This window comes from Psychrobacter sp. CX97, from assembly GCF_057396285.1.
The window spans coordinates 101,953-128,832 of record NZ_JBXYJE010000005.1 but is presented as its reverse complement, the minus strand read 5'-3'; the positions used below and the strand labels follow the sequence as shown (position 1 = coordinate 128,832).

Here is a 26,880-nt window from a genome sequence, read left to right as displayed (position 1 = left end):
TATCCAAAGCCTATTTAAATAAAATAAAACAACTTTAAATGTATCCGAAGTATGGCAAAAAACAGTAATTGTAACAAATAGTTTCATAACTAGGGTTTTGTAACAGCGGCCATAATAACTACTTGCAAAAATTAACCTCGGAGCTATTAAACACCGACAGAAAAAAATAATTCTTTTGATATTATGTCGTTATCGATATCAAGCACACTTTTTATTACCACTTATTTGAAAGCTTGTATCGCAACTGTCTATGTAATAGACATATTATTAGGAGAAACATATGAACACTCTACAAAAAACTTTAATGGTTCTAACTGCAAGTTCACTAATGACCGCTGGCGCCCAAGCAGCTGTGAACTATGGCAACATGTCAGCACAGCCATATATTGGAGCTAAGGTTGGTCAGTATGACTTAGATGACGCTGATGAAAAAGCAACATCTTATGGTGTTTATGGTGGTGCTAAATTTACCCCAAATTTTGGTGTTGAAGCTGAATATTTAACCACCGGTGATGAAGACTTTAAAACAGGAACCTTAACTAAGTCTGAGTACAATGGCGAAGTATATGGTTTATATGGTACTTATGACTATGCAATTCCGAATACTGGTGGTTTGTATGCTAAAGGTCGTTTAGGTGTTGCTAAAAATGAAGTAGAGATTGAGTCTAAGGTAGCAAATAGTAAGGTAAATAGTTTAAGCAAATCTGAGACAGGGATTGCGGGTGGTTTAGGATTGGGTTATAACATTGCACCTAACGCAGCTGTTGAAGTTGCCTATGACTGGTATCCTACTGTAGATGATGTAAATGGTAAAGACTTAGATGCTACTGGTATTACTCTAGGTGCTAACTTTAAATTCTAAATCCGTTTAGCATCAGTTAAAATAATGATGTATTCAAATACTATAAAACGATCGCTTTAGCGGTCGTTTTTTTATGATATTTACAGACATATTTTGCAAAAATCACATCACATCCTATTAAATAAAATACAACAAGTGTTATTGAAATATTTTGTTACTATAGCTTTAAGGCTCTTATTTGCAAGATACTTTGGCTAAAAGCTTAGATTTAAGGGCTAGGCTGATATGATTAGCTAATTTAGGTTCAAGCCTAAAACTTAAGCCTCAGCGTTTGGTAATGTACTGACATGTTTTCACTCATTAAATAAGCATTTTTAGCTTACTTTATAAACACTTCAATAGGAGAAGATAATGACAATCTTTCAAAAAACGTTAATGGGTTTAGCTGTGGGCTCTCTTTTAAGCGTTGGAGCACAAGCAGCTGTTAACTTAAACTTTGCTGGACAGCCCTATATTGGGGTAAAAGCAGGACAAGTTGACGTAGATATCGATAATGCTAGTACAGATAAGGCCACTACTTTTGGTGTATACGGTGGCTATAACTTTGATCCCTACTTTGGTGTTGAGCTTGAATATTTAACCTCAAATGATGAGGATGCGACAATTGATGGTGTAAAAGGCGAGTATGATATGTCTACTTTTGGTGCATATGGTACTTATCGTTATCCTCTGCCAGTTAATGGTCTATATGCTAAAGGTAAATTAGGAATTGCTAAAACGGATATTGATGCGTCTGCAGGTAGAAACGGCAGATCGCTAAGCTCAAGCTCAGATGAAACAAGTCTTGCTGGTGGTCTCGGTTTAGGCTTTGATGTTTCGCCAAACCTGAGTGTTGAAGGTGAATACTCTATGTTAGGTAGTGATGCAGACTTGATGTCAATTGGTGCCCATGTTAAGTTTTAATGAGTCATTTTAATATTGGTCAGTATTAAATGGCTAAAACGATCGCTTAGGCGGTCGTTTTTTTATTTACACTTATAATATATGTAAATAGTAAGAAGAGCCTTTTAAAGTGATATGATAAATAGGATTCTGAGTATAAAAATAGGGAAAGGATAACATCATGTTTGCAATAGAACCTTGGCATTGGTTAGTACTCGGTGTGATATTAATGATCTCTGAGATGTTTTTGACCACGTTTGCTACGTTATGGTTTGGTGTTGCTGCAGTAATGATTGCTTTATTAGCGTGGCTATTACCAATATCTGGAGTAGTACAAATTATTTTGTGGTTGGTATTTTCCATTATTATGGTAATAGCGTGGTTTAAATATATTAAACCGTTATCTGTAGATCGAACCAAAGCGGGATTAGGTGGAAGCATCATCATTGGCGAAGTAGGTATGATAACTGTGAAGCCATTACCTAATCGTGTTGGAACGGTACGTTTTAGCGTTCCTATAGTCGGTGCAACAGAGTGGATGTGTCGTACTCGTGGTAGCGTAGTAGAGGTGGGCGATAGAGTAGAGGTTATAGATATTGCCGGCAATGAGTTAATTGTTGAGCTGCTTAATTCGTCTACTAAGATGAATGAGGTGTAATCTGTTGTTTATCAGGTTATAGTAAAGTTTAAATAGAAATGAAATAAAAATATTATAAATAGGGAGAATTTGGGTGAATAGTTTTAGTATTGTATTGATTGCATTAGTAGCGCTGGTTGTTTTTACCATTTTTAAAGGGGTAAGGATTGTACCGCAAGGGTATAAGTGGATTGTACAGCGTCTTGGTAAATATCAGCAAACGCTAGAGCCAGGGTTAAATATCATCATTCCTTACGTTGATGATGTGGCTTATAAGTTAACCACTAAAGATATTGTTCTAGATATCCCTTCGCAGGAAGTAATTACACGAGATAACGTGGTTATCATTGCCAATGCAGTTGCGTATATCAGCATTACTCAACCAGAAAAAGCAGTGTATGGTATCGAGGACTACGAATATGGTATTCGCAATTTAGTCCAAACTTCCCTGCGTTCAATTATTGGTGAGATGGATTTGGACAGTGCTTTGTCAAGTCGAGACCAAATTAAAGCGCATCTTAAACAAGCCATCTCAGAAGATATTGCTGATTGGGGAATTACCCTTAAAACGGTTGAAATTCAGGATATTAACCCCTCTCAAACTATGCAGGCTTCGATGGAAGAACAAGCAGCGGCAGAGCGCTTACGCCGTGCTACGGTTACTCGTGCAGATGGTCAAAAACAGGCGGCTATTCTAGAGGCAGATGGCCGCTTAGAAGCTTCTCGTCGCGATGCTGAAGCTCAAGTGGTATTGGCTAAAGGGTCTGAAGAGTCAATACGACTTATTACTAGTGCAATGGGGGAAGAGGAAATGCCAGTGGTTTATTTACTAGGTGAGCAGTACATTAAAGCTATGCGAGAGTTAGCAGAGTCAGATAATGCCAAAACGGTGGTATTACCTGCTGATATTATCAACACAGTAAAAGGTATGGTGGGTAATAAACTTTAGGGTTAATGAAGTTGAATTTATTGATCAGAAATTTTTATTACATATTTTTAAGGTCCTGAATTGATTAAAGTTATTCTAAATCCAACCTGTTGATAAGGAAGTGATGGTTTAATGGGTAGACGCTTTACTAATGGCTGCCCATTAAACCATGTGTTTGAATAACTTTAATAAGTGATGTATACACTTTTTCAACCATTGATTACATTTTAATTGTTTTTAATCATTCCATTTAATTATTAAATATAATTTGAGATTCGCCTATCTATCTTATGGTTATCTCAAACACAAATCATAAGAGTGTTATGGTAATAATTAATAATAGGTTTTGTATCCGTTACTTCCCGACTCTCTCATCTTAGAATGACTGCTTTTGAGAGCCGCATCTATAAGAGATGGCAATAAACCTTTTCTAAAGGCTGTTATCTTTCTTCGTTTAAACCTACAAAACTTTACGAGTACAAAAGCTTTTAACTATAAATTCTAATAAATTATAGGAATATTATGATGAGCAAAGATAATTATACTATTGCAGATTACTTATTTGACCGTATAGCTGAAGTGGGTGCCACAGAAATATTTGGGGTGCCAGGAGATTATAACTTATTGTTTCTAGATAATATTATTGAGTCTGATAAGCTACGTTGGGTAGGTAATACAAACGAGTTAAATGCAGGTTATGCCGCTGACGGGTATGCACGGGAACGTGGATTTTCTGCTATGGTAACGACATTTGGGGTGGGCGAATTATCTGCCTTAAATGCAATAGCTGGCTCGTATGCTGAATATGCACCGGTATTACATATTGCGGGTGCACCAAAGTTGAATTACCAAGAAAGAAAGCTAATCCTGCATCATAGTTTAGGTGAAGGCGAGTTCGATGACTTTATGGCGATGAGTGAGCCTGTAAGTGTGGCGCAAGCTTTAATTACTCCTGAAAAAGCTGCTTCACAGATTGATCATGTTATCTGCCAAGTGATTAAGAAGCAGCGTCCAGGTTATCTGGTACTGCCAGCTGATGTGGCTCAAATGCCTATTTATCGCCCGACTACTAAACTGAATCTGGAAAGAGATAATGTGACCAGCCAAGAGGCTTTAGCTAACTTTAAGCAAGCATTGAGTGAACATATTAATGGAAAAGAAACCACATTGTTTGCAGACGCCATTGTCAAACGTTTAGGGTTACAAGCAGAGTTGAAAGCGCTGGTAGCGGATACGAAAATCCCTTATGCAACTCAGTCGTGGGGTAAGACACTGCTTAATGAAGATAATGACCGCTGGGCAGGTGTATATTACGGAGGATTATCGCATCCAGTGGTTAAGGATGCTGTCGAAAATGCAGAGTGTTTAATTATTGTGGGTGTGACATTTACGGACACAACCAGCTCAGGCTTTAGCCATAAAATTGAGCAAGATAGGACGGTAGATATCCGTGAGGAAGGCTCAATGATAGGCGGTAAGACATTTGCACCTATCAGTATGAAAGATGCGCTGCAAGCTTTACATGAGGTGCTAACCTCAGGGATTAATGTCATTCCTAAACCGCTAAAAGGTAGGATTGAGGCGCATAAGCAAGTAGGTAAAGATGACGAGCCATTGTTACAAGATGATTTGTGGCATATAGTGACAGACAGCTTAGATAATACCAGTTTAGTATTTGCTGAGCAGGGAACAGCTTACACGGGTATGGGTCCAATTCGCTTGCCTGAAGGCGTAACCTTTCACGGCCAACCGCTTTGGGGCTCCATCGGTTATACCTTACCAGCCAGTTTAGGTGCAGGCCTTGCTTCACCTTCTAAAAGAACCACTTTATTAATTGGTGATGGTTCAGCGCTTTTAACCATTCAAGACATCGCTGTCATGTTGCGTGAAAAACTAAACCCAATCATTTTGCTCGTAAACAATGCGGGTTACACCATAGAACGCGCCATTCATGGCGAGGACGAGCTGTATAATGACATTCCGAAATGTGATTGGCAATTAATGCCTAGAGCATTTGGCGCAAATGATGACAATTGTTTAATGCTAACCGCTAAGACACCTAGTGAACTTAAGTCTGCCTTAACAAAAGCGCATGATACTCAAGATAAGATGGTATTCATTGAAGTGTTTACTGCTAAAATGGATATGCCGCCGTTATTAGAAAAGATGGCTGCATTATTTTAGAGCGTTAGGATGTATGAATACGTTTAGGTCTAACGAGTGTTAAATTTTAGACTCCTTTAGCTATCAAGACCCCACAAACTGTAAAGCGTTGTGGGGTCTTTTTACTGGAGATTGTCGGTACATCAAGATTGTCTTCAAGTATTAAATTTAAAGTTATGGATTATTTTTTGTTTAATTACTTTTTTTATGTTTGTTGATAACTTTTTGTTTTAAGTTATCGTTTTAATGTATTATGACTGAGTAGATTTTCTACCAATACATTCACTATCAACGTAATGGATTATGAGGCAGTAAATATGGAAGACAGAAGCTATACGATTGCGGACTATTTATTTGAACGCGTAGCAGAAGCAGGCGCTACCGAAATATTTGGTGTACCAGGGGACTACAACCTAACTTTTTTAGATAACGTGATTGCTTCAGATAAGCTGCGCTGGGTAGGTAATACCAATGAGCTAAATGCAGGATATGCTGCCGACGGTTATGCGCGTGAACGTCGCTTTGCTGCCATGGTAACCACCTTCGGGGTGGGAGAATTGTCTGCCATTAATGCGACGGCAGGCTCCTATGCAGAATATGCACCGGTTCTGCATATTGTTGGTGCGCCTGCCACCAAACATATTGAAGGTCAGCGCCGTGTGCATCACAGTTTAGGTGATGGGGTATTTAATCACTTTATAAAAATGGTCGAAGCGGTAACGGTTGCACGCGCTGAAATCACGCCTGAAAATGCAGCATCTGAGATAGATAGAGTCATTCGTTTGGTATTAAAGAAGCAGCGCCCAGGCTATTTACTGTTATCACCAGATGTGGCAAAAATGCCGATTTACCCGCCTACCACGCAGTTAAAAGACAGCGAAGAAGATATTACCAGTCAATCAGCTCTCGAAGACTTTAAAACAGCATTGATGGGCTATATTGAAGGCAAAGAGACGACATTGATCGCTGATTTAATGGTGCATCGTTTGGGTCTACAAACGCAGCTGAGAGCCTTAATAGCGGATACAAATATTCCTTATGCTACGCTTTCATGGGGTAAAACACTGCTTGATGAGCAAAGTGAACGTTGGGCGGGTGTGTACGTCGGTAAGCCATCGCAAAAAGTGGTTAAAGATGCGGTTGAAAACGCAGAATGTCTTATCAAAATCGGCGTTAATTACACCGATACGACGACGGCTGGATTTACTCAAAATATTGAAACCTCTCGTGTGGTCGATATTCATCAAGAGCGTGCTACAGTCGCCGGTAAAACTTTTGCGCCGATCGCCATGAAAGATGCGCTACGAGTGCTACATGACGTGTTGACTTCAGGCATAAACATTGTGCCTAAACAGTTAGTGGGTAAAGTGGATTCGTTTAAACAACAAGGTAGTGATGATGCTCAGTTATTACAAAAAGATTTGTGGCATATCATTGCTGAACGGTTACACGAAAATAATATAGTATTTGCTGACCAAGGCACATCGTATTTTGGTATGAGCGAAGTTCGTTTGCCAGAGGGTGTTACTTTTTATGGACAGCCACTTTGGGGATCAATCGGCTATACGTTACCAGCAAGTTTGGGAGCAGCAGTTGCCGCACCGCACAAGCGTGGCGTACTACTCATTGGTGATGGGTCAGCTTTATTAACCATTCAAGATATTGCTGTCATGTTCCGTGAAAAGATAAATCCGGTTATCGTCATTGTGAATAATAATGGCTACACGGTTGAGCGTGCCATTCATGGAGAAGAGCAACCGTATAATGATATTCCAATATGCGACTGGCCATCACTATTTAAAGGTTTTGGGGGCACGGAGCACAACTGCTTAATGCTAAAAGCAAGCACGCCAGCACAGTTGAAATCAGCTTTGGATGATGCAAAAGATAATCAAGATAAGCTGGTATTTTTAGAGGTTATGACCGAGGTAATGGACATACCGCCGTTATTAAAAGCCGTTACCGATTCATTAAAGTAACTAACCTTAAAGTAACTAGCATTAAAGTAACTAGCATTAAAGTAACTAGCATTAAAATAACCAGTTTTAAAGTAATGAGCCTTACCTGTTTAACAATAAAAACCAACTTTTAAGTCGGTTTTTATTGTGTAATAAGTCATTAAAAGGGGTTTAAATAACTTTAGAGAAACGGCCTTTTTCTTTACTGGCTAAATAGGTATCAAACACCATTGCCACATTACGGGCAAGCAAGCGTCCTTTAGGTAGGATGCGAATACCCGCCACATCCATATCAATGAGCTTGTCTTGTTGCATCTCTCCCAATTGCTCAATTTCAGTAATGAAATAAGGAATAGCATCAATTCCAAACTTTTGATTTAAGTCTTTGAAGTCAATATAGTCGTGACATAGCAAATTAGAGATGACATACCCACGCAACCGATCCTGTATGGTCGTTTTAATGTGCTTAACCGCAGGCAATTTTCCTGTATCAATGGTCGCTTGATAGGCATCAATATCGGTGTTATTTTGCAACATATGGCTGGCAGAGTTGCCCTTATTGGCATACAGGGTGCTATTGATTTGGCTAATAGATGACACGCCAAAACCTAGCAAATCACAATCGCCAAGTATCGTATAGCCTTGGAAGTTTCGATGCAGTTTGCCCTCACGTTGGGCGATAGCCAACTCGTCATCAGGCTTTGCAAAGTGATCGATACCAATATACTGATAGCCTGCATTGCTTAACGTTTTGATGGTATCACTAAACATATCCAGCTTCTGGGCAGAGCTGGGTAAGTCGTCGTCTTTTATTTGGCGCTGTGCTTTGAAGCGAGAGGGAAGATGAGCATAGTTAAAAATAGATAGTCGATCGGGCGACATCTCAATAATTCGAGATACGGTATGCGCAAAGGTGGCAGGGGTTTGATGGGGAAGACCATAGATTAAATCAATGTTAATCGAATGATAGCCAAGCGCGCGGGCTTCCTGCATAACTTTGCGGATCAGGGCTTCTGATTGTACACGGTTTACCGCAATTTGCACTTTATCTTCTAAATCCTGTACCCCAAAGCTGATACGATTGAAGCCTAATTGTCTCAGTGTTTTTAAAGTTGAATCACTAAGCTCACGTGGGTCAATTTCTATTGAATAGTCGCCAAACTCTGTGCTTGTATCAGATGAAGGGATATCATTGGTTGTGGTTGGCGCAAACTCAAATTGGGTTTGTAAAAATTCCCACAATTCAACCAACTCATCATCACTGAAAAACGTTGGTGTCCCTCCACCTAAATGTAGCTGTTTCACATAGGGTTTTTTGCCAGCTTCAGGTGAGCTTAACAGCGCACGTTTCTGCTTAATTTCACGCTTTAAATAATCAAGGTAATCGCCTGCATCACTGTTCTTTTTAGAAATAATTTTATTACAAGCACAGTAGTAGCAAAGGTGACGGCAAAAAGGAATATGAAAATACAAAGACAGTGAGGTATTCGGGTCACGAGAAGTTAAGACGTCTAGTTCTACTCCAGACTGAATGGGTTTGAATTCAAGCGCAGTTGGGTACGAGGTGTAGCGTGGCCCTGAGCGGTTGTATTTATGGATAAGCGTTTCATCGTACACAAGTGGTGGCATGGTAGAGGTGGCGTCGTCAAACTGTTTTTTAGCATACGGGTTTGGTGGCGAAAAATCAGGGCGCTGCGTTGTAGGTGGTAAGTCTGCTTGATCGGTAAAAAGATAAGAGGGTTTTTGTGGTGTGGTCATAGGGCTAGCCCTTATCGGTTAGCTGACGTGTGTCGGTTTAAGGTTTTCTTTTAGTGTTGTTTGACGAGAGAGTTTTAAAGCAATGACACTCTTTGTGTTTGATTATAGCAAATCAAACGTGATTTATATCTTCTAACGTCATCGTAACGGATAAATACAGGTTATAAAGTCTGACTGTTAAATACGTTAGCGTCAGTAGATAATACTTAGAATAAATGCTATAACGGTCAGTGTCTAACCGTTTTGTAAGAGGAGGATATCGTGGATGATAAGAGTTTTGTCACAGGACGTGGCACCGTACATAACTGGCAATGCGACCACATGGGTCATGTGAATATTCGTGCTTACAATGAGCTCTTTGAGCAGTCAATATGGCATGTGTTTAATCACATGGGTGTCACGCCTAGCGTATTGCGTCAGGGCGAGATAGCCATGGCAACAGTGGCACAAGATTTGCGCTATCTAAAAGAGCTAAAGGGTGGCGATGTGGTTTATATTAGGTCGCATATTACTCAAATAACGGCAAAAAAAGTAGTTGTGGTAAACGAGTTATATAACGCTGAAACAAACGACTTGTGTGCGACTTGCCATATTACAGCTGTTTGCCTAGATCCCATCTTACGTAAGTCACGGGCTTTTCCTGAAGATATTTATGAGAAAGGGTCAGCGCTTGTATATACTTAACACAGTTTGCTAAAGTCTTACATTAATCCACAGATTCTTTACTATTTTAAGGCCTTATATGTCGTTTGCCCAAGTTAATACTCGTTCCGTTGTTGGGCTACATGCGCCTGAGGTTATGGTAGAAGTACATTTATCGCAAGGGTTGCCCGCATTGACTATAGTGGGTTTGCCAGAAGCGGCAGTGCGTGAGAGTAAGGACAGGGTTCGATCAGCCATCATTAATTCAAATTTTCAGTTTCCTAATAGACGTTTGACGATTAATCTTGCGCCCGCAGATTTACCTAAAGAAGGGGCCCGTTTGGATCTGCCTATTGCTATGGGTATCTTGGCGGCAAGTGGTCAAATAGAACCAGACTGGTTAGAGCATTATGAATTTATTGGAGAGCTGGCGTTAAATGGTAATCTGCGGCCTGTTGCAGGCAGTTTGGCCGTTGCACGAGCGATAAAAACAGACGGTAATAAGTCTCAGAATAGCAAAGAAAATCTGCAAGAAAGTAATGCAGATAAGGCATTAAAGAAAACTCTAAAGTTGATTGTGCCAGAAGCAAGTGGGGCAGAGGCAAGCCGAGTGGCTGGCGTAGAGGTATATGGTGCAGCAACGCTTAAAGCCGTGTGTGAACATTTAAGAGCTGAAAACAGTATCCGTTTTAATGCCAATAGTGAGGCAGCGTGTGAGGGTTTATTAACCCCTGTGGTCAGTAAAGCGCCTGTTTTGAATGCGACTTACAAGGTGGACTTGGCAGATGTTAAAGGTCAGCATCATGCACGTCGAGCACTTGAAATTGCAGCAGCAGGCGGGCATTCGCTACTGTTTACGGGGCCTCCTGGATCTGGTAAGACCCTGATGGCGTCTCGATTACCAACGATATTGCCAGATTTAACCGATGAAGAAGCGCTAGAGGTCGCCAGTACGTATTCAGTTGCCAATACCGAATATCAATATGGCACCCGTCCATTTCGTGAAGTGCATCACACCATATCAGCAGTGGCTTTGGTTGGGGGTGGTTCACGTCCCAAACCTGGAGAGATTACATTGGCTGATAAAGGCGTTTTGTTTCTTGATGAGATGCCAGAGTTCGATCGAAAAGTGTTAGAGGTGTTACGTCAACCTTTAGAGTCCAAACAAATTACCATCAGCCGTGCCAATCAGCAAGCCACTTTTCCGGCTAATTTTCAATTAGTAGCAGCGATGAATCCTTGCCCATGTGGTTATCATGGCGACCCATCAGGGCGTTGCCATTGTCGTCCTGAACAAATTCAGCGTTATCAAGATAAGATATCTGGCCCTTTATTAGATCGAATCGATTTGCATGTGACTGTGCCGGCACTGCCCATTAGTGATTTGCAAAATGTCAATACAGGAGAGCAGTCGCAAGCGGTACGGGCGAGAGTGACTCAGGCGAGCAAGCGACAGTATGAGCGCCAAAACAAATCCAACAGCGATTTAACCCCGAGTGAATTAGACAGTCACACCCAACTTGGCGAAGGCGAAAAGCAACTATTAGCGATGGCACAAACCAAGTTAAATCTATCTGCTCGCGGTTATCATCGAGTATTGCGTATTGCCCGTACGATTGCAGACTTATCAAACAGTGTGGATATCCAAACACCGCATCTCACTGAGGCGTTAAGCTATCGGGGAAGTTGAGAGAAAATGTCAAAATCCTAGAGGTAATCAGAAATATATTAGTTTATTTGCGCCATTTATGACGCATGAACATCAAAAAATAAAACAGTGCAGTACTGATAACGCTAAGTAGCAATACATAAGGTAGACTTTGACCCAGTGACATAAATATGTTGAGTAACCAATTAATGGCGAAGACCACTAAGAAAAATATGAATATCGGTTTTATTCTCATTGGTGTTCCTTTTATGGGAGACAGTCTTACTGACTATGACTGTTATTAGATTAAAAGAGACTGGATTATGCACGATTCGATTAGACATCATTGAATGCATGAGCCTTGTTTCAATAGCTGTTTCAATATGAAAGGCGTTTGGTTCATCGTAGCTATGATGTGTTGTCTCAAATTGAGTTGAAACACTATAGCAGTTAAAGGTATATGTTGACCATAGTAGGACAATTAACTGGCGCATCGTATTATGTCCAATCTTTTGCCCAATTTAATAACCCTCTTCTGAGCTAAACTTGTTAAAATAGGCGTCAAATTTTACAACGCTTTTGCCACTCATTATTGGATTGGATGACACTATGACTACTGCCACGCCTGCACTGCCTACCATTAAAGAAGACCGCATATTAATTATCGATTTTGGCTCACAATATAGCCAGCTTATTGCTAGACGGGTACGTGAGGCAGGCGTATTTTGTGAGATGTATCCCTATGATATTGATAGCGATCGCATAAAAGACTTCGGTGCTAAAGGTGTCATTCTGTCAGGTGGTCCAGAAAGTGTCCATGATACCAATAGCCCTAGAATCAACCAAGCCCTATTTGATTTAGACGTGCCTATTTTGGGTATTTGCTATGGTATGCAAGCTATGGCGGACCACTTTGGTGGCAAAGTGCAAGCGAGTGATGTACATGAGTTTGGCGCCGCAGTCATTGATATCACAGGGTCAAGCACCTTACTTGATGGCGTTGAAGATGAGCATAAAGACAATAGCCGTCTACATGTGTGGATGAGCCATGGCGATAAAGTCGTCGAAGCCCCGAAAGGCTTCGAAGTGGTTGCCAGTACCCCAAGCTGCCCAATCGCAGTCATGGTCAATGAAGACAAAGGCTATTATGGTCTACAGTTCCATCCTGAAGTGACTCATACTTTGCAAGGCGATGTGTTGCTATCCCGCTTTGTGCATCAAGTATGCGGCTGTGCTGGCGACTGGACGCCTGATAATATTATCGATATGCGTGTTGAGCAGCTTAAAAAACAGATTGGCGACAAGCAAGTTCTATTAGGCTTATCAGGCGGTGTGGATAGCTCAGTGGTCGCTGCATTATTACACAAGGCGATTGGTGATCAGCTGACTTGCGTATTCGTTGATAATGGACTATTGCGTTTGCACGAAGGCGATCAAGTGATGCAAGTTTTCGCTGAAAATATGGGTGTTAAAGTGGTGCGTGTCGATGCCGAAGCCCGCTTCTTAGAGGCGCTGGCGGGCGAGGCGGATCCTGAAGCCAAACGCAAAATCATCGGTAAAACCTTTATCGATGTGTTCGCCGATGCCGCACGTGATGTGAGTCAAGGCAGCGATGGCAAACCTGTTGAGTTCTTGGCGCAAGGGACGATTTACCCTGATGTTATTGAATCTGCCAAGTCGCACCAAGGCAAAGCACATGTGATTAAGAGCCATCATAACGTCGGCGGACTACCTGACGATTTGGCGTTTGAATTGGTCGAACCGCTGCGTGATTTGTTCAAAGATGAAGTACGTAAACTGGGTATTGCGCTTGGATTGCCGCCAAAAATGATTAATCGCCACCCGTTTCCAGGTCCAGGGCTTGGCGTACGTATCTTGGGCGAAGTCAAAAAGGAATATGCCGATATTCTGCGTCAAGCCGATGCTATATTTATGCAGGAATTAGAGCGTTCGGGTTGGTATGAGAAGACGGCTCAGGCGTTTGCAGTGTTTACCCCAGTGAAATCGGTTGGCGTGGTCGGTGATGGTCGCCGTTATGCGTGGGTCATTGCCCTACGAGCGGTTGAAACGGTTGACTTTATGACCGCCCGCTTTGCCCACCTGCCTTATGAGCTCATCGAAACGGTCAGTAACCGTATCATGAACGAAATCGCAGACGTGTCCCGTGTGACTTATGATGTGTCGAGCAAGCCACCTGCAACGATTGAGTGGGAATAATTTTGATTTAAAGGCTGTCTTCCCAAAGTTACGAGTAGCTTCTTCTAACTCGTTCAGCCTACTTAATGTAGCGCTTTCACTGGTTATTACCGAGCTTACTGTCTAGAATGCAGAAAATTTTGGAATAGATACTAAAGGTTTTCGATTTAGTCTAGATTTTTAGAAGAGAGCATCCGAGAAGGTGCTTTTTTTGGGTTGAGAGGCAGAGTAAGTAGCCAATTCCGCTTTTCACTACTATCTGCCTGTCTGTGCAAAGCGATGGCTAATGGGGTTAGCTGTCACTTGCTTCGCGCGCCATCTAACACCAAACCATCGCAATTTGCCCAACCAAGCAGGATATCCGCTACAATCGGGGCTAAACCGCATCTCAAGGCTAAGTTTAAGGCGGAAAAACGGAAAAAGGCGTAGGTCAGGGCTTTAGCCCAGTTTTGACGAGAAGCGTAGGCAGATATGAAGGGACGACCCCCTACATCACTTATAAATGGATGTGAATTAATAGTATAAATAGTGACATAGAAAAAGCACTTTATTCTTTCTATATTTATTTTTAATTCTGTCAAATAGGCTCACTCTCTGAACCTCCTGATCCTTTATTCAAAATCGACAAATACATAAATCCAATCATAGCTAAAGTAATAATCATAGGTGTTAAGTGAAAGGTTAGCACTTTCCGGATGCTCTTATCCCGTCTATAACGCGAATGAAATATTACTCTGATAATCAATAAAGCAATGTTTAAAGTTAATCTATTTTATTTTTTACACATAATCTAAAAGGGGAACGCCCTAGTAAAGTTGATCATAGCCGCATATATTCTTAAATTGATTAAGATTTTAATAGAGCTGTCATATTGGTTATATATGCTAATTATAGTAGAGGAGAGGTATTACCTCACTAATCGATGTCATTAGACTTACTTTTTTATTGTTTATAATTTTGGCAATTAGTTTTAACATTTTTAGTCTTTCTCAATGATTGCTGCAAGCTATGATATAAAAAACTCTAATAGAAGGCACTCTTTTGGGTGCCTTTTTTTATGAAAAATCGTAAAGATCATTACGTAAAGGTCATTTATTAAATAATACAAAACCTTAAATGAAAGGTGCGCATGAAACCAATCTAAGTACCATAATAATCAAGCCTCTCATTGGTAACGCAAACATAAGTATCACTCTACATTCTGGATATCTCTCTGTTATCGTAATAGGTTTTAATAAGCGTATTGACATTATTGAGCATCTAGGAGCTAGCACTCATGACGATAAGTAAAAAAATAATTAGCGTGACTGAAGCCCTAAAGTTAGTAAAAAGTGGTGACCATATTGTTACTGGGTTGGCAGCAGGTGAAGCAAAACTATTTATGGAAAACTTGCATACCATAGCCGAAGATGTTGAAAATGTGACCATTACCAATTGCCTTTCTATGCTTCAACCCGACTTTTTTGACAAGAAATACAAAGATACCTTTAATATTGATGGTCTGTTTTTCTCTCCAGTGATGCGAAAAGCCTATAAAAACGGCAACGTACATTTTATCCCCAATCACTTGCATTTAGCGGGTACAGACCGACTCAAACACATAACGCCTGATCTTTTTGTCGGCTCAGCAACGCCCCCAGACAAACATGGTTTTATGTCTTTGTCATTATCAAACGTCTATGAAAAACAGATGATGGAAAAGGCAAAGCTGGTTATCTTAGAGGTTAATAAAAACTACCCGAGAACCTTTGGCGACAATGAGGTTCATATCAATGATGTGGATTATTTGATTGAAGCCGATTACCAACCACCGGTGTTGCCCGATATTGAACCTAATGAGAAAGATCTTAAAATCGGCGAACTGATCGCAGAACACATCCAAGATGGCGATACCGTTCAGCTTGGTATTGGGGGCATCCCCAATGCGGTTGCCGTGTGTTTAAGAGATAAAAAGGATCTGGGCATTCATACAGAAATGATGACGTCAGGTATGCTGGATTTGATAGAACGGGGCGTGGTTAATGGCAAGAAAAAAACATTACACCCAGGCAAAGTGGTATTCTCATTTGCTTTGGGCAACCAAAGATTGTATGAGTATTTGGATGATAACCCATCCATTATGGTCGGCAGAGGCTCTTATGTTATCGACCCATACGTGATTAGCAAAAATGACAATATGGTATCTATCAATACCGCAATACAAGTGGACTTAACAGGGCAGGTTAGCTCGGAATCTATCGGACATAACCAGTTTAGTGGCTCTGGCGGCCAGTTTGATACGGCTATGGGGGCACAAATGACAAAAAATGGCCGTAGCATTATCGCGTTATATTCCACCGTAATGGCAAAAAATGAGCAAGGCGAGAGGGTAGAAACCTCAAAAATTGTACCGACATTAACACCGGGTTCAATAGTCACGCTATCTCGCAACAATATTAATATGATAGCAACAGAATATGGCATTGTCCGCTTAAAGGGTGCCAACGTGAAAGAGCGTATGGAGCGTTTAATCTCTATTGCACATCCAAAATTTAGGGATGAGCTACGTGCCGAAGCCGTCAAGTTGGGAATGATATAGTCTGCGAGGCACTAAACCTTTACGGTGTTAAGCTTTCTAAAGTAAACTAGGGTCAGTTTAAATAAAAAGTGCTCTCCATTCATATCTTATTAGCTTGATCATTCTTAGCTTAATATATGATGGAGAGCGCTTTTTTTATCGTATTTCTTAAGAATTTGGCTTATGCTTATACTCAATCATGGCTATTTTGTATCATAATATAGATTTGTTCATTAATTCAAAGTGCATTAATTCATTAATAGCGCAGATATAAAAAAAGTCATAGATATGAAAAGAGTAAAAACCGTACTATAAAGTAATGACTTGAAATGTTCTCTTTTCCTATCTCGTAACATTTCATACAATGTAATAACATTGACCATTCCTGAAAAAAATAACATACCAGCAAGTAATAAAATATAATTTTCTGGTAAAGGAAAATCACTCTTTAACGCTGATATAGAAACTAAAATCACTCTAATGCCTAAAAGTATTGAAATTGCTCTAATAGTAAGCTTTAAGAAAAATAGCCCTTTGTTTTTTCTATAGTCCTCTCCAATTCTCTCAGTCAATTGCATTGATTAAACCTCCTTAAAGTATAAAACTAAGCTTTTTGAGTCCAAATCTATCCCATACTATATTGATTGCTTCAGCTAGTATACAAGGCGACTATTGAATAATTGTTTGGGTGTTTTTCAATATATAGTCAGCGAACTACTAAACGGTTACAGTGTTAACCTCGTTAAGCCTACTCTAGTAGTACTTACACTCGGTTGCCTTGTAACCATTTTAGACTTCTTTGACTATAGTAAGTTGTCGTATTGATTAGATGACACCGTATTAGGCAATAAGGTTAATGTTAAAAGTGTTTTTACATTTCACTTAACACTTAATTTTTAGCAAATATATTGAAATCCCTCCATGCAGTGCTATATTAAAGGTACTAAAAAACTTCTATCGAGCTAAACTATGGCAAATCTTACCATTGCATATCCTACCTTGACCTCCGATTCGGAACACAGCCCCCTCTTTATACGCTCAAATATGGCCAATCGTCATGGACTAATTGCAGGCGCAACCGGCACCGGCAAGACGGTATCTCTCAAAGTACTGGCTGAGCAGTTTGCCGATCAAGGCGTACCGGTATTTATGGCCGATGTAAAGGGTGATATCTCAGGACTGGCACACGCCGGCGAGATAAGTAGTAAGCTGCAACAAAGGTTGGATGAACTACAGCTACCCACGCCTAGTTTCAAGGCTTATCGCTGTGTATTTTGGGATGTTTTTGGGGAGCAAGGGCATCCGATTCGTACTACCATTAGCGAGATGGGGCCCTTGATCTTAGCGCAACTGCTAAACTTAAACGACACTCAGACCGGTGTGTTGACCGTCGCCTTTCGAGTGGCAGATGACGAGGGGCTGTTACTGCTAGACATGAAGGATCTGCGTCAGATGCTACAGTTTATTGCGGATAATGCGTCAGATCTGCGCAATCGTTATGGCAATATATCAGCGGCTAGTGTCGGTGCGATACAGCGTCGATTATTGACCTTAGAGGATCAGGGGGCGGCACAGTTTTTCGGTGAGCCTGCGCTCAATCTTGAGGATTTAATCCAGACGGACGAGCACGGGCGCGGGATCATCAATATATTAGCCGCCGATAAACTCATGCTTAGCCCGCAGTTATACAGTTGCTTATTACTGTGGTTGATATCCGAGCTATATGAGACCCTGCCTGAAGTGGGCGATATGGAAAAACCGAAAATGGTATTTTTCTTCGATGAGGCGCATTTGCTATTTCAAAATGCCAATGATGCGTTATCACAGAAGATTGAACAAGTGGTGCGTCTGATTCGCTCAAAAGGGGTGGGACTGTATTTTATTACTCAAAATCCAACCGACATTCCAGATGATATTTTGGGTCAGCTTGGTCATCGTATTCAACATGCGCTACGTGCTTTTACCCCAAAAGATCAAAAAGCCATTCGTGCCGCTGCGCAAACCTTTAGATCCAATCCCAAGGTCGATGTAGAAGCTGCATTAACGACGCTTGGGGTGGGTGAGGCGTTAGTCAGTGTTCTCGATGAGTCAGGGACACCGACGCCAGTAGAGCGAGTGTGGATGTTAGCCCCTAATAGCCAGTTTGAACCGCTTAGTGCTGGCGAGCGTTTGGATATTATGAATAACAGCGATCTAGCTGGTGTCTATGAAGAGGCAATTGACCGCGAAAGCGCGTACGAGCTATTAAATAAACGTGCTGAGCAAGCAATGATTGATGAAGCAAAGCAAGCAGAATTAGAAATAGCTCAGAAGGAAGCGGAGAAAGCGGCTAAAGAAGCAGAAAAATTAGAAGCGAAACAAGTTGCAGCCACACTTAAAGAGCAAGAAAGAGAAGAGCGTGACAGAGTCCGAGTGAAACAAAAACTGATTGGAACACTTGCAACTGAGGTAGCACGCAAAGTTGCTGGGCCAACGGGTGGCCGCTTAATGAGAGGTATTTTGGGGTCTTTATTTAGATAGTTTTGATATATATAAAGGTATGAACCATGACTCCCGAAAGCTAAGTAGCCTTTACAGATTATTTGGGGTTAATCACTTCAAACTCATTGTCTACCATATCGGTTAGTAAAGGTTCGCCACTTTCATTCACTCTAAACTTGCCATATTCTGCTGCTTCATAAGCTTCAGCATGACCTTCTTGAAAAAAGAAAGCATTGGTGGCAAACCTTATCTGATTATGACGCAATCTGAAATGAAGCGGTGTTTCATTGATTTCTAAATCTTTTGCCTTGATGGTTTTGTCATCTGTCAAACGTACGAAATGTCCTACCCCATTCTCATCTTTTTTGATGATGGCAATGCCATCGTAAGTACGCCACGTATATTCCTTATTGATCGCCTTTAAGGCTTCTAGGATGTCCTCTTCTATAGCAAAGCGTAAAGCCATATAATCGCCCTGCATAAACCCACGTGGATCAACCGGCGCTAGTTCTAATAGAACCGTATCGCCTGTCGCAAGGTGCGCTTCATATTTAGCAATCGTTAAGTTGATTCCTGTTAAGGTTAATAGCATACCAATAAGGGCAATAGCAATTTTGACGGTGTTATTTAACCGATCCAGTTGCCACCAAGGTGTCTTTTTTGATGCACGGGTTGAAGCAGTGCTGGGCTGAGTCATTCGTCTGACTCCTTATTGTCGCGCTTATGGTTTGAGTTTAATTCAGTCGTGCTAGTGAGTGGACGGTTGCTGATGTTGAATTTGGGAAATATTTTTTGTACCAATATCCAGCGTATGATTAGAACGCTCAGCCCTACTGCTAACAGAGATAATGACTTAACCAATAGCGTGGTGTCGAGCTGATAATAATACCAAAAAATATAGCTAACCATGGCAATGATAGCGAGTGACAGCAGCACCCGTTGCCTATTAGCAACAGCAATCACACAAACAATGCTAGCCGCTAAAAGTCCTGATGCGTAGACGGATAATATGCCGAGTAGCGTTATGGATGCCACCACAATCATGCCTACTTTGTTTCTATCAGCAAACAGCGATAACCGATACCGCCGCATAATAATATAAGCGGTATATACAGCTACCAATATCAATAGCCCCTGAGCTAGGGGGTAGTTATAAAAAAACAAATCGTTACTGCCCGATCGTACCACCCCAGTAATGATATTATTGCCGTATTCAGCAGTTATGAAATACACTGAGACAATAAGCAACATAATAGCGCTGGCATACGCCAATGACCGACTCATTTGCAAGATGGCAGTCCGTTTATTAGCAGAGACAATATTCAATAGCTCATAACGCTGTAAGCCAAACACAGCTGTGATTAGCGCTAATACGGCAGCGACAGCTTCAGGCGCACCAAAGTAACTCATTAGCCAGACCAAGCACGCCAGTGTTATCAAACTACTCAAAAGGCGATGTAAAAAGTCAGGTATGAGTATAAACAACACCATTTGTATGAGCATAAATAAGCCAACATCCACAGGCTCAAATAGCGAATAACGAAATATGGCGACTGCTAAAAATATCTGCCCAGCAATGCTGATTGCGAAAGCTAGGCTACTAAAAAAAGTATGGGTTTTTTTATGCGTCTGTTTAAATAGCCCAAAACTTACGCAAAGTAATATAACGCCTATGATAGATAAGACAAGGCTACTGTCTAAAGTATCGCCAAATAATAAAGCCAGAAAGCCAATTAACGACAAGCCAGAAAGTAGACCACTTACGCTCAAAAACAGTTGTATAAACCAAGGGCTATCGTCTTTAGAGTTAAGCGCCAATTTTTGCTGTATTTTTACATCGATAGATTGCGTATCGGATGATGTCAGTAAATTTTGTTTCGCAAGCGAATTTATTGCCGAAAAAGAGGGGCTTGAGCGGTTATTTGTTTGCGCATTTAAGGAGTTATCATTCATTGTCATTACCTCGCGTATTGTGAGGTAAAGCTGTGCTATTAGCGTCAGCAGGTTTGAATAAGGCTGTATGATCTAATTTACGTAGTTTATTCAGCCAGCTTACGGCAGCAGAGCTTGTGCCTACCAGCGTCAAGGTTAGTATTAAAAAGCCAAAGGTAGATAAATCGTCTATTAAATATTCAAATACCCAAAACATAATCACAATAATGAGTGAGCCACAAAGGGCAGTCAGCATTAATAAATCAATTTGCTTCTTACGAAAGCGCCAATATATAAAGCCACAAAAGCCCAACCACATCATCAATGCCAATAAAGATATCCAAGAGCTGCCGGTTTCCACGGTATGAAATGCGCCTAGAGATGTTGCATAGTAGGTGGCGATTAGACCAACCACGTAAGTGCTCCAGTTCAACTTGAGCCTATCGGTAGGACTGTTGTCAGTAAAGCTTCGTCGTGTATTATTTGTATAAGCTTGTGAGCCGGGCATAGACAGGTTTGTTTTTGTTGGGTTTGTCTTTGAGGTACATACAAGCCATAAATTAAAAGCCGTGGCATTGAAGACAAACAAGATGCCTAGATAAATAAACTTGCTGATGGCATAAACAGGGGTAAACCAGCCAAAAACATCAAAAAACTGGGCGAAACTGATATTAATCACACCAAGCCACATCAGCCATAGGGCTGGCATACGGGCAATGAGAACCCAAGGCGTGATGAACAATGCCCAGCTTGCAAACAGTTGCCAAGTATCAGCCCCTGTTTGATACACCTGTCCAAATAACGCCAACAAACTGCCCGTTATGATGCTTGCTATGAGTAAAAGCAGTTGTTGAGCGAACGCGTATTCTTCTTTGTACGCCAACACAGCATAACTGACCACACTGATGACTAACGCACTCTCAACCAATGCAAATTTGCTCAGAGTGCCCATGTTTATCCAGTTATAGGCAATAAAAAACACCAAAGCTAAGGTAAGAGAGACAGACCCTAATATAAGTAATGTCTTATCAAAAAATGCTAGCCAGTCCTGTTTAGACGGGTAAGTGCCCAGTATTCTTGCAGAAGAATCAGCATGTTTAACAGGCACATGACCTTCTATAAGCAGCTGCTCTAAAATGTGCTTATTCTGTTGTTGCTCATGATTCTGCGAGTCTTGCTCGCCTGTTTGGTCATGGTTGTGATGACGATTTCCATCATCGTATCTTTGAGTCATTAACTTGTCCGTGCATTTGGGTTTATATCTCGGCTAGTTGAAGAATACTACAATGGCAAAGGTCAACCAAGTCTATATAGTTAAGGTTATACAGAGAGTCAGTGTTAAGTGGTAAAAAATTATTTATACTTGACGTTTAAATATTCAAAAGATAAGCCGAATAATGTAAATAGTAATTTTCTGTTTGTTAGTATGATTTTATTATTCGAGCGCTTTTATTTATAATAATTTAAACTATTGATAAAGATGAATTTTTTCATTAGTACTATCAACTGAAGGAGTGAATAGCAATATTTTGCTAGCTAATAGCTCTTATCGTCGGACTTATTTGCGGTAAATATAACCCAGCTAATCTAGTAAACGAGCTACAAACTTGCTACGCTATCAGACGTTGGTTAACGCACTACATGTACAAATTTTTGTCGACCATAGCTCATTAAATGAATATTAACAAGGAAGTATTATGCAAAAACATAGCAAGATTCGGTCAATCGCTGTAAAGTCTACCTTTTTAAAGCCTGCGCTAATCAAAACAGTAGTGGGCAGTGCATCTCTAGTCGCCATGTTATTTGCTTCAGGATGTGCTACCTCTGACTTACTGGATTCAGGGCATCAAACAACCCGTACGACAACTACAAAGCAAATACTGGTAGAAGATCAGTTGGTGGCTTTTGGTCGTCCTGCCCAAGCGTTACCTAATATGCCTGCTAGTAGCGTGGTCATTGTTGGCGAAAAAAACAGTTATGTACTCAGTCAAGGTGGTGTAGAGATGGTCAATATATTGACCAATCTTACCCCTAAAAATATCCAAGTCGACAGTGATATGACCTTTTATTCGCCTAATAATGACGGCTACTTCCAAGGTGAGATGAAGATGTCATATGCGAAGCTAAGAGATGAGTTTAAGCGCAATGACTATCAGTTCTTCTTACAAAATGGGGGTAAAGAGTGTACCAATGCCAGTGATGAGCGTATTGGGGCACAGCGCTTTTGCTTTAATGTACCTATTAAAGGTGGCGTGTATCCTGCGGTAAGCAATTTAAGTCTCATTCAGTCAAAATACAACGCACTGACCAAACCGTATCCTGTCGTTATTTACACCCAATCTAATAGTCAAAAGACCACTCGAAATGACAAAAATGCGGGTGAAAAATTAGTACTATTGCCGTTCGCCTTGGCCTTCGATGTGGTTACTTTACCGTTCCAATTATTGGACGCTATTGCCAATTAAGGATGAGTTAATAAGCCAGTCACAGATCCTATTTTAAAAAGACCGCTGTATTGGCAGCGGTTTTTTTACGTCATAACTATTTTATTTACGTCGAAATTATTTTACGTCGAAATTATACCCTTCTAAAAAAAATACCTTTTCTATACAGCCCCTAATTTCTAGATTGGGGTTGACTTGTTATATCTATCACTAACTCTTAATAAATTTAACATAAAGCCTTCATAAATCCTGCTTATTATGATATTGAGCATTGCTATATCAATTTCATGAGAATAAGAAATGATATAGCAAATAACTAATAACTAATAATAAAGCCCGTTCATAATCTAACGAATTATGACACCAGCCATTAAGGATGAACCATGTCTGTTAATCGTCGAGATTTTTTGAAGTTATCCACAGTTACCAGTGCCGCCGCAGTCAGTTCAACGCCAGTATTTGCTATTGGTACAGACCGTCCGCTTATCCCATACGGCGTGCAATCTGGAGATATCATGAATGGCCGCGGGGTGGTGTGGAGCCGTACTAACCGCCCTGCGCGGATGATCGTTGAATGGTCGACAACCCCTAAGTTTAAACAAGTGAAAAGAGTATTGGGGCCTGCCGCCCTGCCCGAAAATGACTTTACCACCACGGTAGATCTGCAAGGTTTGCCTAGTGGACAGCATATTTTCTATCGGGTAAGTTACGCTGATTTAGGTTGTGCTAAAAATGTCAGTCATCCCGTTAAGGGGCATTTTAAAACCGCACCTAACCAAAAACAGGACATTCGCTTTCAGTGGTCGGGGGATACAGGTGGACAAGGATGGGGTATCAATGAAGATTTTGGCGGTATGAAAATTTATCATACTATGGCAGAAAGTCGTCCAGACTTTTTTATTCACAGTGGTGATAATATTTATGCTGATGGGGTAATTAAAGACAAAGTTGAATTGGCGGATGGGAGTATCTGGCGCAATGTCGTGACTGAGGCAAAAAGTAAGGTGGCAGAAACGATGGATGAATTCCGGGGTAATTATATCTATAACTTAATGGATAAAAACGTGCGTCGTTTTAACTCTGAAGTGCCTATTATCTCGCAGTGGGATGACCACGAAACCGTCAACAACTGGTATCCGAATGAAATCTTGGACGATGATCGCTATACCGAAAAGAGTGTGGCACTGTTATCCGCCCGCTCTAAAAAAGCCTTTATGGAATACATGCCGATGCGACTGTCGGCGGATGAAAAAGAGCGTATCTATCGTAAAATTCCTTATGGCCCCTCGCTTGATGTGTTCGTGATTGATATGCGCACTTACCGCGGCGATAACTCTGCCAATCGCCAAGCTCAGCCTAGTGAGGCCACCGCTTATATAGGACGTGAGCAAATTGCGTGGTTAAAGCAAGGATTGAAAGACTCGAAAGCCACTTGGAAGGTGATTGCCTCAGACATGCCTATCGGGCTGATGGTCAAAGATGGTGATAACTTTGAAAATTCGTCAAACGGTGATGGTCCAGTGTTAGGGCGTGAGCATGAAATTGCCGATCTATTGCGATTTATTAAACACAATAATATCAATAATACCGTCTGGTTAACTGCAGATGTGCATTACACTGCTGCTCATTATTACAATCCTGATAAAGCACAGTTTCAGGACTTCAACGGATTTTGGGAATTTGTGTCAGGCCCACTAAATGCGGGTACTTTTGGGCCTAATGAGCTGGATAATACCTTTGGCCCTGAGCTTAAGTATGTCAAAGCGCCGAAAGAGGGCGAGTCAAACTTGCCACCGAGTGCCGGTATGCAGTTCTTTGGGGAGGTGGTTATTGATGGTAAAACGGAGAATATGACGGTGATGCTAAAAGACCTGTACGGTCGTACGTTATACACTCAAAATCTTGAGCCACTGGTGTAAGGGAGTTATTTGTCTTATTGGTCTTGGTCAGTGTAAAAATCAATACGACTTAAAATATGTGTTTGTATGATATAGGCACATACATAGGCACTTGGCCATGCAAAGACGAACGCCAACCCCCACGAACTCATAAGATGAGAAAAGAAAACATCACTATAGCCCTCTTTAATCAGTATTAAAGCTGCTGAAATGATTATTGACATTAGTAAGGCCATAAGTCCTGTAAATATGAGACGATAATATTTACTGCTGATGCGTATTTTTGATGAGGACGTTTGGCGATGAGAAGATTCGGTCACGGGTTTATGTTACTCCATAAGGCGTATTAAACTCATATAATATCATTTATAAGACTTAACCGACCTGTGTCAAGCTCATTTTTCTGGATAGATTAACTCTCATAACATAGTATAAATTAGATTGTTATCTTTCACTCAAAAAGCCTCTCTTGTTTAGGAGAGGCTTTTGCTTTTTAGAAAGCGCTTGCCATTTAGCAGAAAAGTGATATTTTTCTATTTAAATTATCATAACCAGTTGTCGTTATCAGCTCTGTAAGATTTTTGCATAAAAATGTCAGAATAGGGCAGGCACTTTGTTGTTACGTTAAGCACTTTGGTTATTATTGACAGCATTTAATTATAGGATGGGTTAGTTGAATAGTTAATTTAAGTGTATTATTGATTTAACTTATCCAAATGACCTACACACTTAATACATCCCATTTCATCATCATTCACACTCTATAAAAGAGGGGCTTAAATGACCGCGATAACCAAAGGTTTGCGTAATGCGCTTGTCGCCCTGCTTGCTGTATGTGTCATCGGCTGTACAACCCCCAATGCCGTAACGGTTGTCACCACTCAAAAGCTGTTACAGCATGAACGTACTAAATCAGGTTTAGAGGTTAAGTCTTTTGTGTTGTCTACAGGAGAGACATTGGTTTATGCTGACAATAACAACGTTACTGCCGAACCGTTATTACTGATTCATGGCTTTGGCGGTAATATGGATAACTTTGTGCGTATTGCTGATGAGTTCAAGGATTACCACGTGATTATCCCAGATTTATTGGGCTTTGGAGAGTCTGACAAACCGATGTTGGCAGATTACCGTGCCGATGCCCAAGCCAAGCGCTTACATGAGTTAATGCAAGCCAAAGGTATGGCGTCTAATTTGCATGTGGGCGGTAACTCAATGGGTGGTGCGATTACAGTGGCTTACGGCGCGATGTATCCACAGGAAGTTGACAGCCTATGGCTCGTTGACAGTGCCGGATTTTGGTCAGTGGGTATGTCTGAGTCCTTTGAAGGTACGACGCTTGAGAACAACCCTCTATTGATTAAGGATTATGAAGGTTTTTATAATCTGTTAGATTTAGTCATGAATAAACCGCCCTATATTCCCAAAACATTAAAAGCAGTGTTGGCTCAAGAAAGGATTGATAACCAAAAACTTGAGGCTGTCATCCTGCAACAAATTGTTGAAGATAATGTTGAGGAGCGCGCTAAAACTATCGCCCAATATAATATCCCAACCTTGGTAGTTTGGGGCAATAAAGATCGAGTGCTTAAGCCTGAAACCGCCTCTCGCATTGTTGAGATCATACCGCAAGCCAAAGTCATTATGATGCCAGACATTGGGCATGTGCCTATGTTAGAAGCAGTGGAGCAAACGGCAGATGATTATAAAGCATTCCGCCAACAGTTAGAGCAAAAACCAAATCAACAGCCGAATAAAGCAAGTCAATAGGTAGATTTATTTAAATACTGTGTGGATAGCGCTCTAAAAATAAAAAATGGCTAAAAAGAAACAGGCTAAGAGAATTTCTCTTAGCCTGTTTCTTTTTGATGATAGGTTTGTGAGGTTAGATCTA

21 protein-coding genes are annotated in these 26,880 nt (G+C 40.9%); 14 read left to right on the top strand and 7 right to left on the bottom strand.

Annotated elements, in window-relative coordinates; translation table 11 throughout:
• Window positions 1-280 precede the first annotated feature (280 nt).
• The 6 genes from AC2SLL_RS05705 to AC2SLL_RS05680 all read left to right on the top strand — a co-directional run bounded on the left by AC2SLL_RS05705 (window position 281) and on the right by AC2SLL_RS05680 (window position 7,451).
• Window positions 281-862, top strand: coding sequence for a porin family protein (locus AC2SLL_RS05705; protein ID WP_486530720.1), 582 nt, complete (start codon window positions 281-283; stop codon window positions 860-862).
• A 351-nt stretch (window positions 863-1,213) separates the two neighbouring features.
• Window positions 1,214-1,765 carry a porin family protein gene (locus AC2SLL_RS05700; protein WP_486530719.1) on the top strand — a complete coding sequence of 184 codons (552 nt, stop codon included), beginning with the start codon at window positions 1,214-1,216 and terminating at the stop codon, window positions 1,763-1,765.
• 157 nt (window positions 1,766-1,922) lie between these two features.
• Window positions 1,923-2,402: an NfeD family protein gene (locus AC2SLL_RS05695; RefSeq protein WP_486530790.1), complete on the top strand. Its 480-nt coding sequence runs from the start codon at window positions 1,923-1,925 to the stop codon at window positions 2,400-2,402.
• A gap of 73 nt (window positions 2,403-2,475) precedes the next feature.
• Complete coding sequence (locus AC2SLL_RS05690) at window positions 2,476-3,330, top strand: SPFH domain-containing protein (protein ID WP_486530718.1); 855 nt, start codon at window positions 2,476-2,478, stop codon at window positions 3,328-3,330.
• Between the two features lie 504 nt (window positions 3,331-3,834).
• The gene (locus AC2SLL_RS05685; protein ID WP_486530717.1) at window positions 3,835-5,493 is read left to right on the top strand and encodes an alpha-keto acid decarboxylase family protein; all 1,659 of its coding nucleotides are present in this window, start codon (window positions 3,835-3,837) and stop codon (window positions 5,491-5,493) included.
• Window positions 5,494-5,789: 296 nt separating this feature from the next.
• Complete coding sequence (locus AC2SLL_RS05680; protein ID WP_486530716.1) at window positions 5,790-7,451, top strand: alpha-keto acid decarboxylase family protein; 1,662 nt, start codon at window positions 5,790-5,792, stop codon at window positions 7,449-7,451.
• Window positions 7,452-7,601: 150 nt separating this feature from the next.
• Here the strand turns inward: AC2SLL_RS05680 and hemN are convergent, their stop codons facing one another.
• On the bottom strand, window positions 7,602-9,188 hold the full coding sequence (hemN, locus tag AC2SLL_RS05675) for an oxygen-independent coproporphyrinogen III oxidase (protein ID WP_486530715.1): 1,587 nt from the start codon (window positions 9,186-9,188) through the stop codon (window positions 7,602-7,604).
• Window positions 9,189-9,449: 261 nt separating this feature from the next.
• Between hemN and AC2SLL_RS05670 the strand changes: the two genes are divergently transcribed.
• From AC2SLL_RS05670 to guaA, 3 genes are all read left to right on the top strand, one after another.
• Window positions 9,450-9,872 carry an acyl-CoA thioesterase gene (locus tag AC2SLL_RS05670; protein ID WP_486530714.1) on the top strand — a complete coding sequence of 141 codons (423 nt, stop codon included), beginning with the start codon at window positions 9,450-9,452 and terminating at the stop codon, window positions 9,870-9,872.
• Between the two features lie 58 nt (window positions 9,873-9,930).
• A complete protein-coding gene (locus AC2SLL_RS05665; protein ID WP_486530713.1) occupies window positions 9,931-11,520 on the top strand; it encodes a YifB family Mg chelatase-like AAA ATPase in 1,590 nt (529 codons plus the stop codon).
• A gap of 567 nt (window positions 11,521-12,087) precedes the next feature.
• Window positions 12,088-13,695 (top strand): glutamine-hydrolyzing GMP synthase, encoded by a 1,608-nt coding sequence (gene guaA, locus AC2SLL_RS05660; protein WP_486530712.1) that lies wholly within the window; start codon window positions 12,088-12,090, stop codon window positions 13,693-13,695.
• A gap of 278 nt (window positions 13,696-13,973) precedes the next feature.
• Here the strand turns inward: guaA and AC2SLL_RS05655 are convergent, their stop codons facing one another.
• Entirely contained in the window at window positions 13,974-14,255 is a 282-nt protein-coding gene (locus tag AC2SLL_RS05655) for a hypothetical protein (protein ID WP_486530711.1), read from the bottom strand.
• Between the two features lie 695 nt (window positions 14,256-14,950).
• Between AC2SLL_RS05655 and AC2SLL_RS05650 the strand changes: the two genes are divergently transcribed.
• Window positions 14,951-16,252 (top strand): acetyl-CoA hydrolase/transferase family protein, encoded by a 1,302-nt coding sequence (locus AC2SLL_RS05650; protein WP_486530710.1) that lies wholly within the window; start codon window positions 14,951-14,953, stop codon window positions 16,250-16,252.
• Window positions 16,253-16,479: 227 nt separating this feature from the next.
• Here AC2SLL_RS05650 and AC2SLL_RS05645 read toward each other — a convergent pair whose 3' ends face one another.
• Entirely contained in the window at window positions 16,480-16,809 is a 330-nt protein-coding gene (locus AC2SLL_RS05645; RefSeq protein WP_486530709.1) for a hypothetical protein, read from the bottom strand.
• Between the two features lie 391 nt (window positions 16,810-17,200).
• Between AC2SLL_RS05645 and AC2SLL_RS05640 the strand changes: the two genes are divergently transcribed.
• Window positions 17,201-18,751, top strand: coding sequence for a helicase HerA-like domain-containing protein (locus AC2SLL_RS05640; protein WP_486530708.1), 1,551 nt, complete (start codon window positions 17,201-17,203; stop codon window positions 18,749-18,751).
• 58 nt (window positions 18,752-18,809) lie between these two features.
• Here the strand turns inward: AC2SLL_RS05640 and AC2SLL_RS05635 are convergent, their stop codons facing one another.
• Genes AC2SLL_RS05635 through AC2SLL_RS05625 form a run of 3 tightly spaced genes read right to left on the bottom strand, consistent with a single transcriptional unit; the run spans window position 18,810 to window position 21,878 of the window.
• Window positions 18,810-19,409, bottom strand: coding sequence for a GDYXXLXY domain-containing protein (locus AC2SLL_RS05635; RefSeq protein WP_486530707.1), 600 nt, complete (start codon window positions 19,407-19,409; stop codon window positions 18,810-18,812).
• Entirely contained in the window at window positions 19,406-20,665 is a 1,260-nt protein-coding gene (locus tag AC2SLL_RS05630; protein WP_486530706.1) for a DUF4401 domain-containing protein, read from the bottom strand. Before AC2SLL_RS05630 ends, AC2SLL_RS05635 begins: the two co-directional genes overlap by 4 nt.
• Window positions 20,658-21,878, bottom strand: a complete 1,221-nt coding sequence (locus AC2SLL_RS05625) for a DUF2157 domain-containing protein (RefSeq protein WP_486530705.1) — start codon at window positions 21,876-21,878, stop codon at window positions 20,658-20,660. Before AC2SLL_RS05625 ends, AC2SLL_RS05630 begins: the two co-directional genes overlap by 8 nt.
• 463 nt (window positions 21,879-22,341) lie before the next feature.
• Between AC2SLL_RS05625 and AC2SLL_RS05620 the strand changes: the two genes are divergently transcribed.
• Together AC2SLL_RS05620 and AC2SLL_RS05615 are read left to right on the top strand one after the other, a co-directional pair.
• Entirely contained in the window at window positions 22,342-23,109 is a 768-nt protein-coding gene (locus tag AC2SLL_RS05620) for a YidX family protein (RefSeq protein WP_486530704.1), read from the top strand.
• A 362-nt stretch (window positions 23,110-23,471) separates the two neighbouring features.
• Window positions 23,472-25,007, top strand: a complete 1,536-nt coding sequence (locus AC2SLL_RS05615) for an alkaline phosphatase D family protein (protein WP_486530703.1) — start codon at window positions 23,472-23,474, stop codon at window positions 25,005-25,007.
• Window positions 25,008-25,021: 14 nt separating this feature from the next.
• On the opposite strand, the gene AC2SLL_RS05610 is transcribed toward AC2SLL_RS05615, so the two are convergent.
• Window positions 25,022-25,306: a DUF2798 domain-containing protein gene (locus tag AC2SLL_RS05610; protein WP_486530702.1), complete on the bottom strand. Its 285-nt coding sequence runs from the start codon at window positions 25,304-25,306 to the stop codon at window positions 25,022-25,024.
• Between the two features lie 460 nt (window positions 25,307-25,766).
• Here AC2SLL_RS05610 and AC2SLL_RS05605 point away from each other — a divergent pair, with 460 nt between their 5' ends.
• On the top strand, window positions 25,767-26,756 hold the full coding sequence (locus AC2SLL_RS05605; protein WP_486530701.1) for an alpha/beta fold hydrolase: 990 nt from the start codon (window positions 25,767-25,769) through the stop codon (window positions 26,754-26,756).
• The last annotated feature ends 124 nt before the right edge of the window (window positions 26,757-26,880 follow it).

Bases quoted from the DNA above. Each gene is read 5' to 3' on its own strand.
- AC2SLL_RS05705 (WP_486530720.1), top strand. From the start codon at position 281: ATGAACACTCTACAAAAAACTTTAATGGTTCTAACTGCAAGTTCACTA.
- AC2SLL_RS05700 (WP_486530719.1), top strand. From the start codon at position 1,214: ATGACAATCTTTCAAAAAACGTTAATGGGTTTAGCTGTGGGCTCTCTT.
- AC2SLL_RS05685 (WP_486530717.1), top strand. From the start codon at position 3,835: ATGAGCAAAGATAATTATACTATTGCAGATTACTTATTTGACCGTATA.
- AC2SLL_RS05680 (WP_486530716.1), top strand. From the start codon at position 5,790: ATGGAAGACAGAAGCTATACGATTGCGGACTATTTATTTGAACGCGTA.
- hemN (WP_486530715.1), bottom strand. From the start codon at position 9,188: ATGACCACACCACAAAAACCCTCTTATCTTTTTACCGATCAAGCAGAC.
- AC2SLL_RS05665 (WP_486530713.1), top strand. From the start codon at position 9,931: ATGTCGTTTGCCCAAGTTAATACTCGTTCCGTTGTTGGGCTACATGCG.
- guaA (WP_486530712.1), top strand. From the start codon at position 12,088: ATGACTACTGCCACGCCTGCACTGCCTACCATTAAAGAAGACCGCATA.
- AC2SLL_RS05650 (WP_486530710.1), top strand. From the start codon at position 14,951: ATGACGATAAGTAAAAAAATAATTAGCGTGACTGAAGCCCTAAAGTTA.
- AC2SLL_RS05645 (WP_486530709.1), bottom strand. From the start codon at position 16,809: ATGCAATTGACTGAGAGAATTGGAGAGGACTATAGAAAAAACAAAGGG.
- AC2SLL_RS05640 (WP_486530708.1), top strand. From the start codon at position 17,201: ATGGCAAATCTTACCATTGCATATCCTACCTTGACCTCCGATTCGGAA.
- AC2SLL_RS05635 (WP_486530707.1), bottom strand. From the start codon at position 19,409: ATGACTCAGCCCAGCACTGCTTCAACCCGTGCATCAAAAAAGACACCT.
- AC2SLL_RS05630 (WP_486530706.1), bottom strand. From the start codon at position 20,665: ATGAATGATAACTCCTTAAATGCGCAAACAAATAACCGCTCAAGCCCC.
- AC2SLL_RS05625 (WP_486530705.1), bottom strand. From the start codon at position 21,878: ATGACTCAAAGATACGATGATGGAAATCGTCATCACAACCATGACCAA.
- AC2SLL_RS05620 (WP_486530704.1), top strand. From the start codon at position 22,342: ATGCAAAAACATAGCAAGATTCGGTCAATCGCTGTAAAGTCTACCTTT.
- AC2SLL_RS05615 (WP_486530703.1), top strand. From the start codon at position 23,472: ATGTCTGTTAATCGTCGAGATTTTTTGAAGTTATCCACAGTTACCAGT.
- AC2SLL_RS05605 (WP_486530701.1), top strand. From the start codon at position 25,767: ATGACCGCGATAACCAAAGGTTTGCGTAATGCGCTTGTCGCCCTGCTT.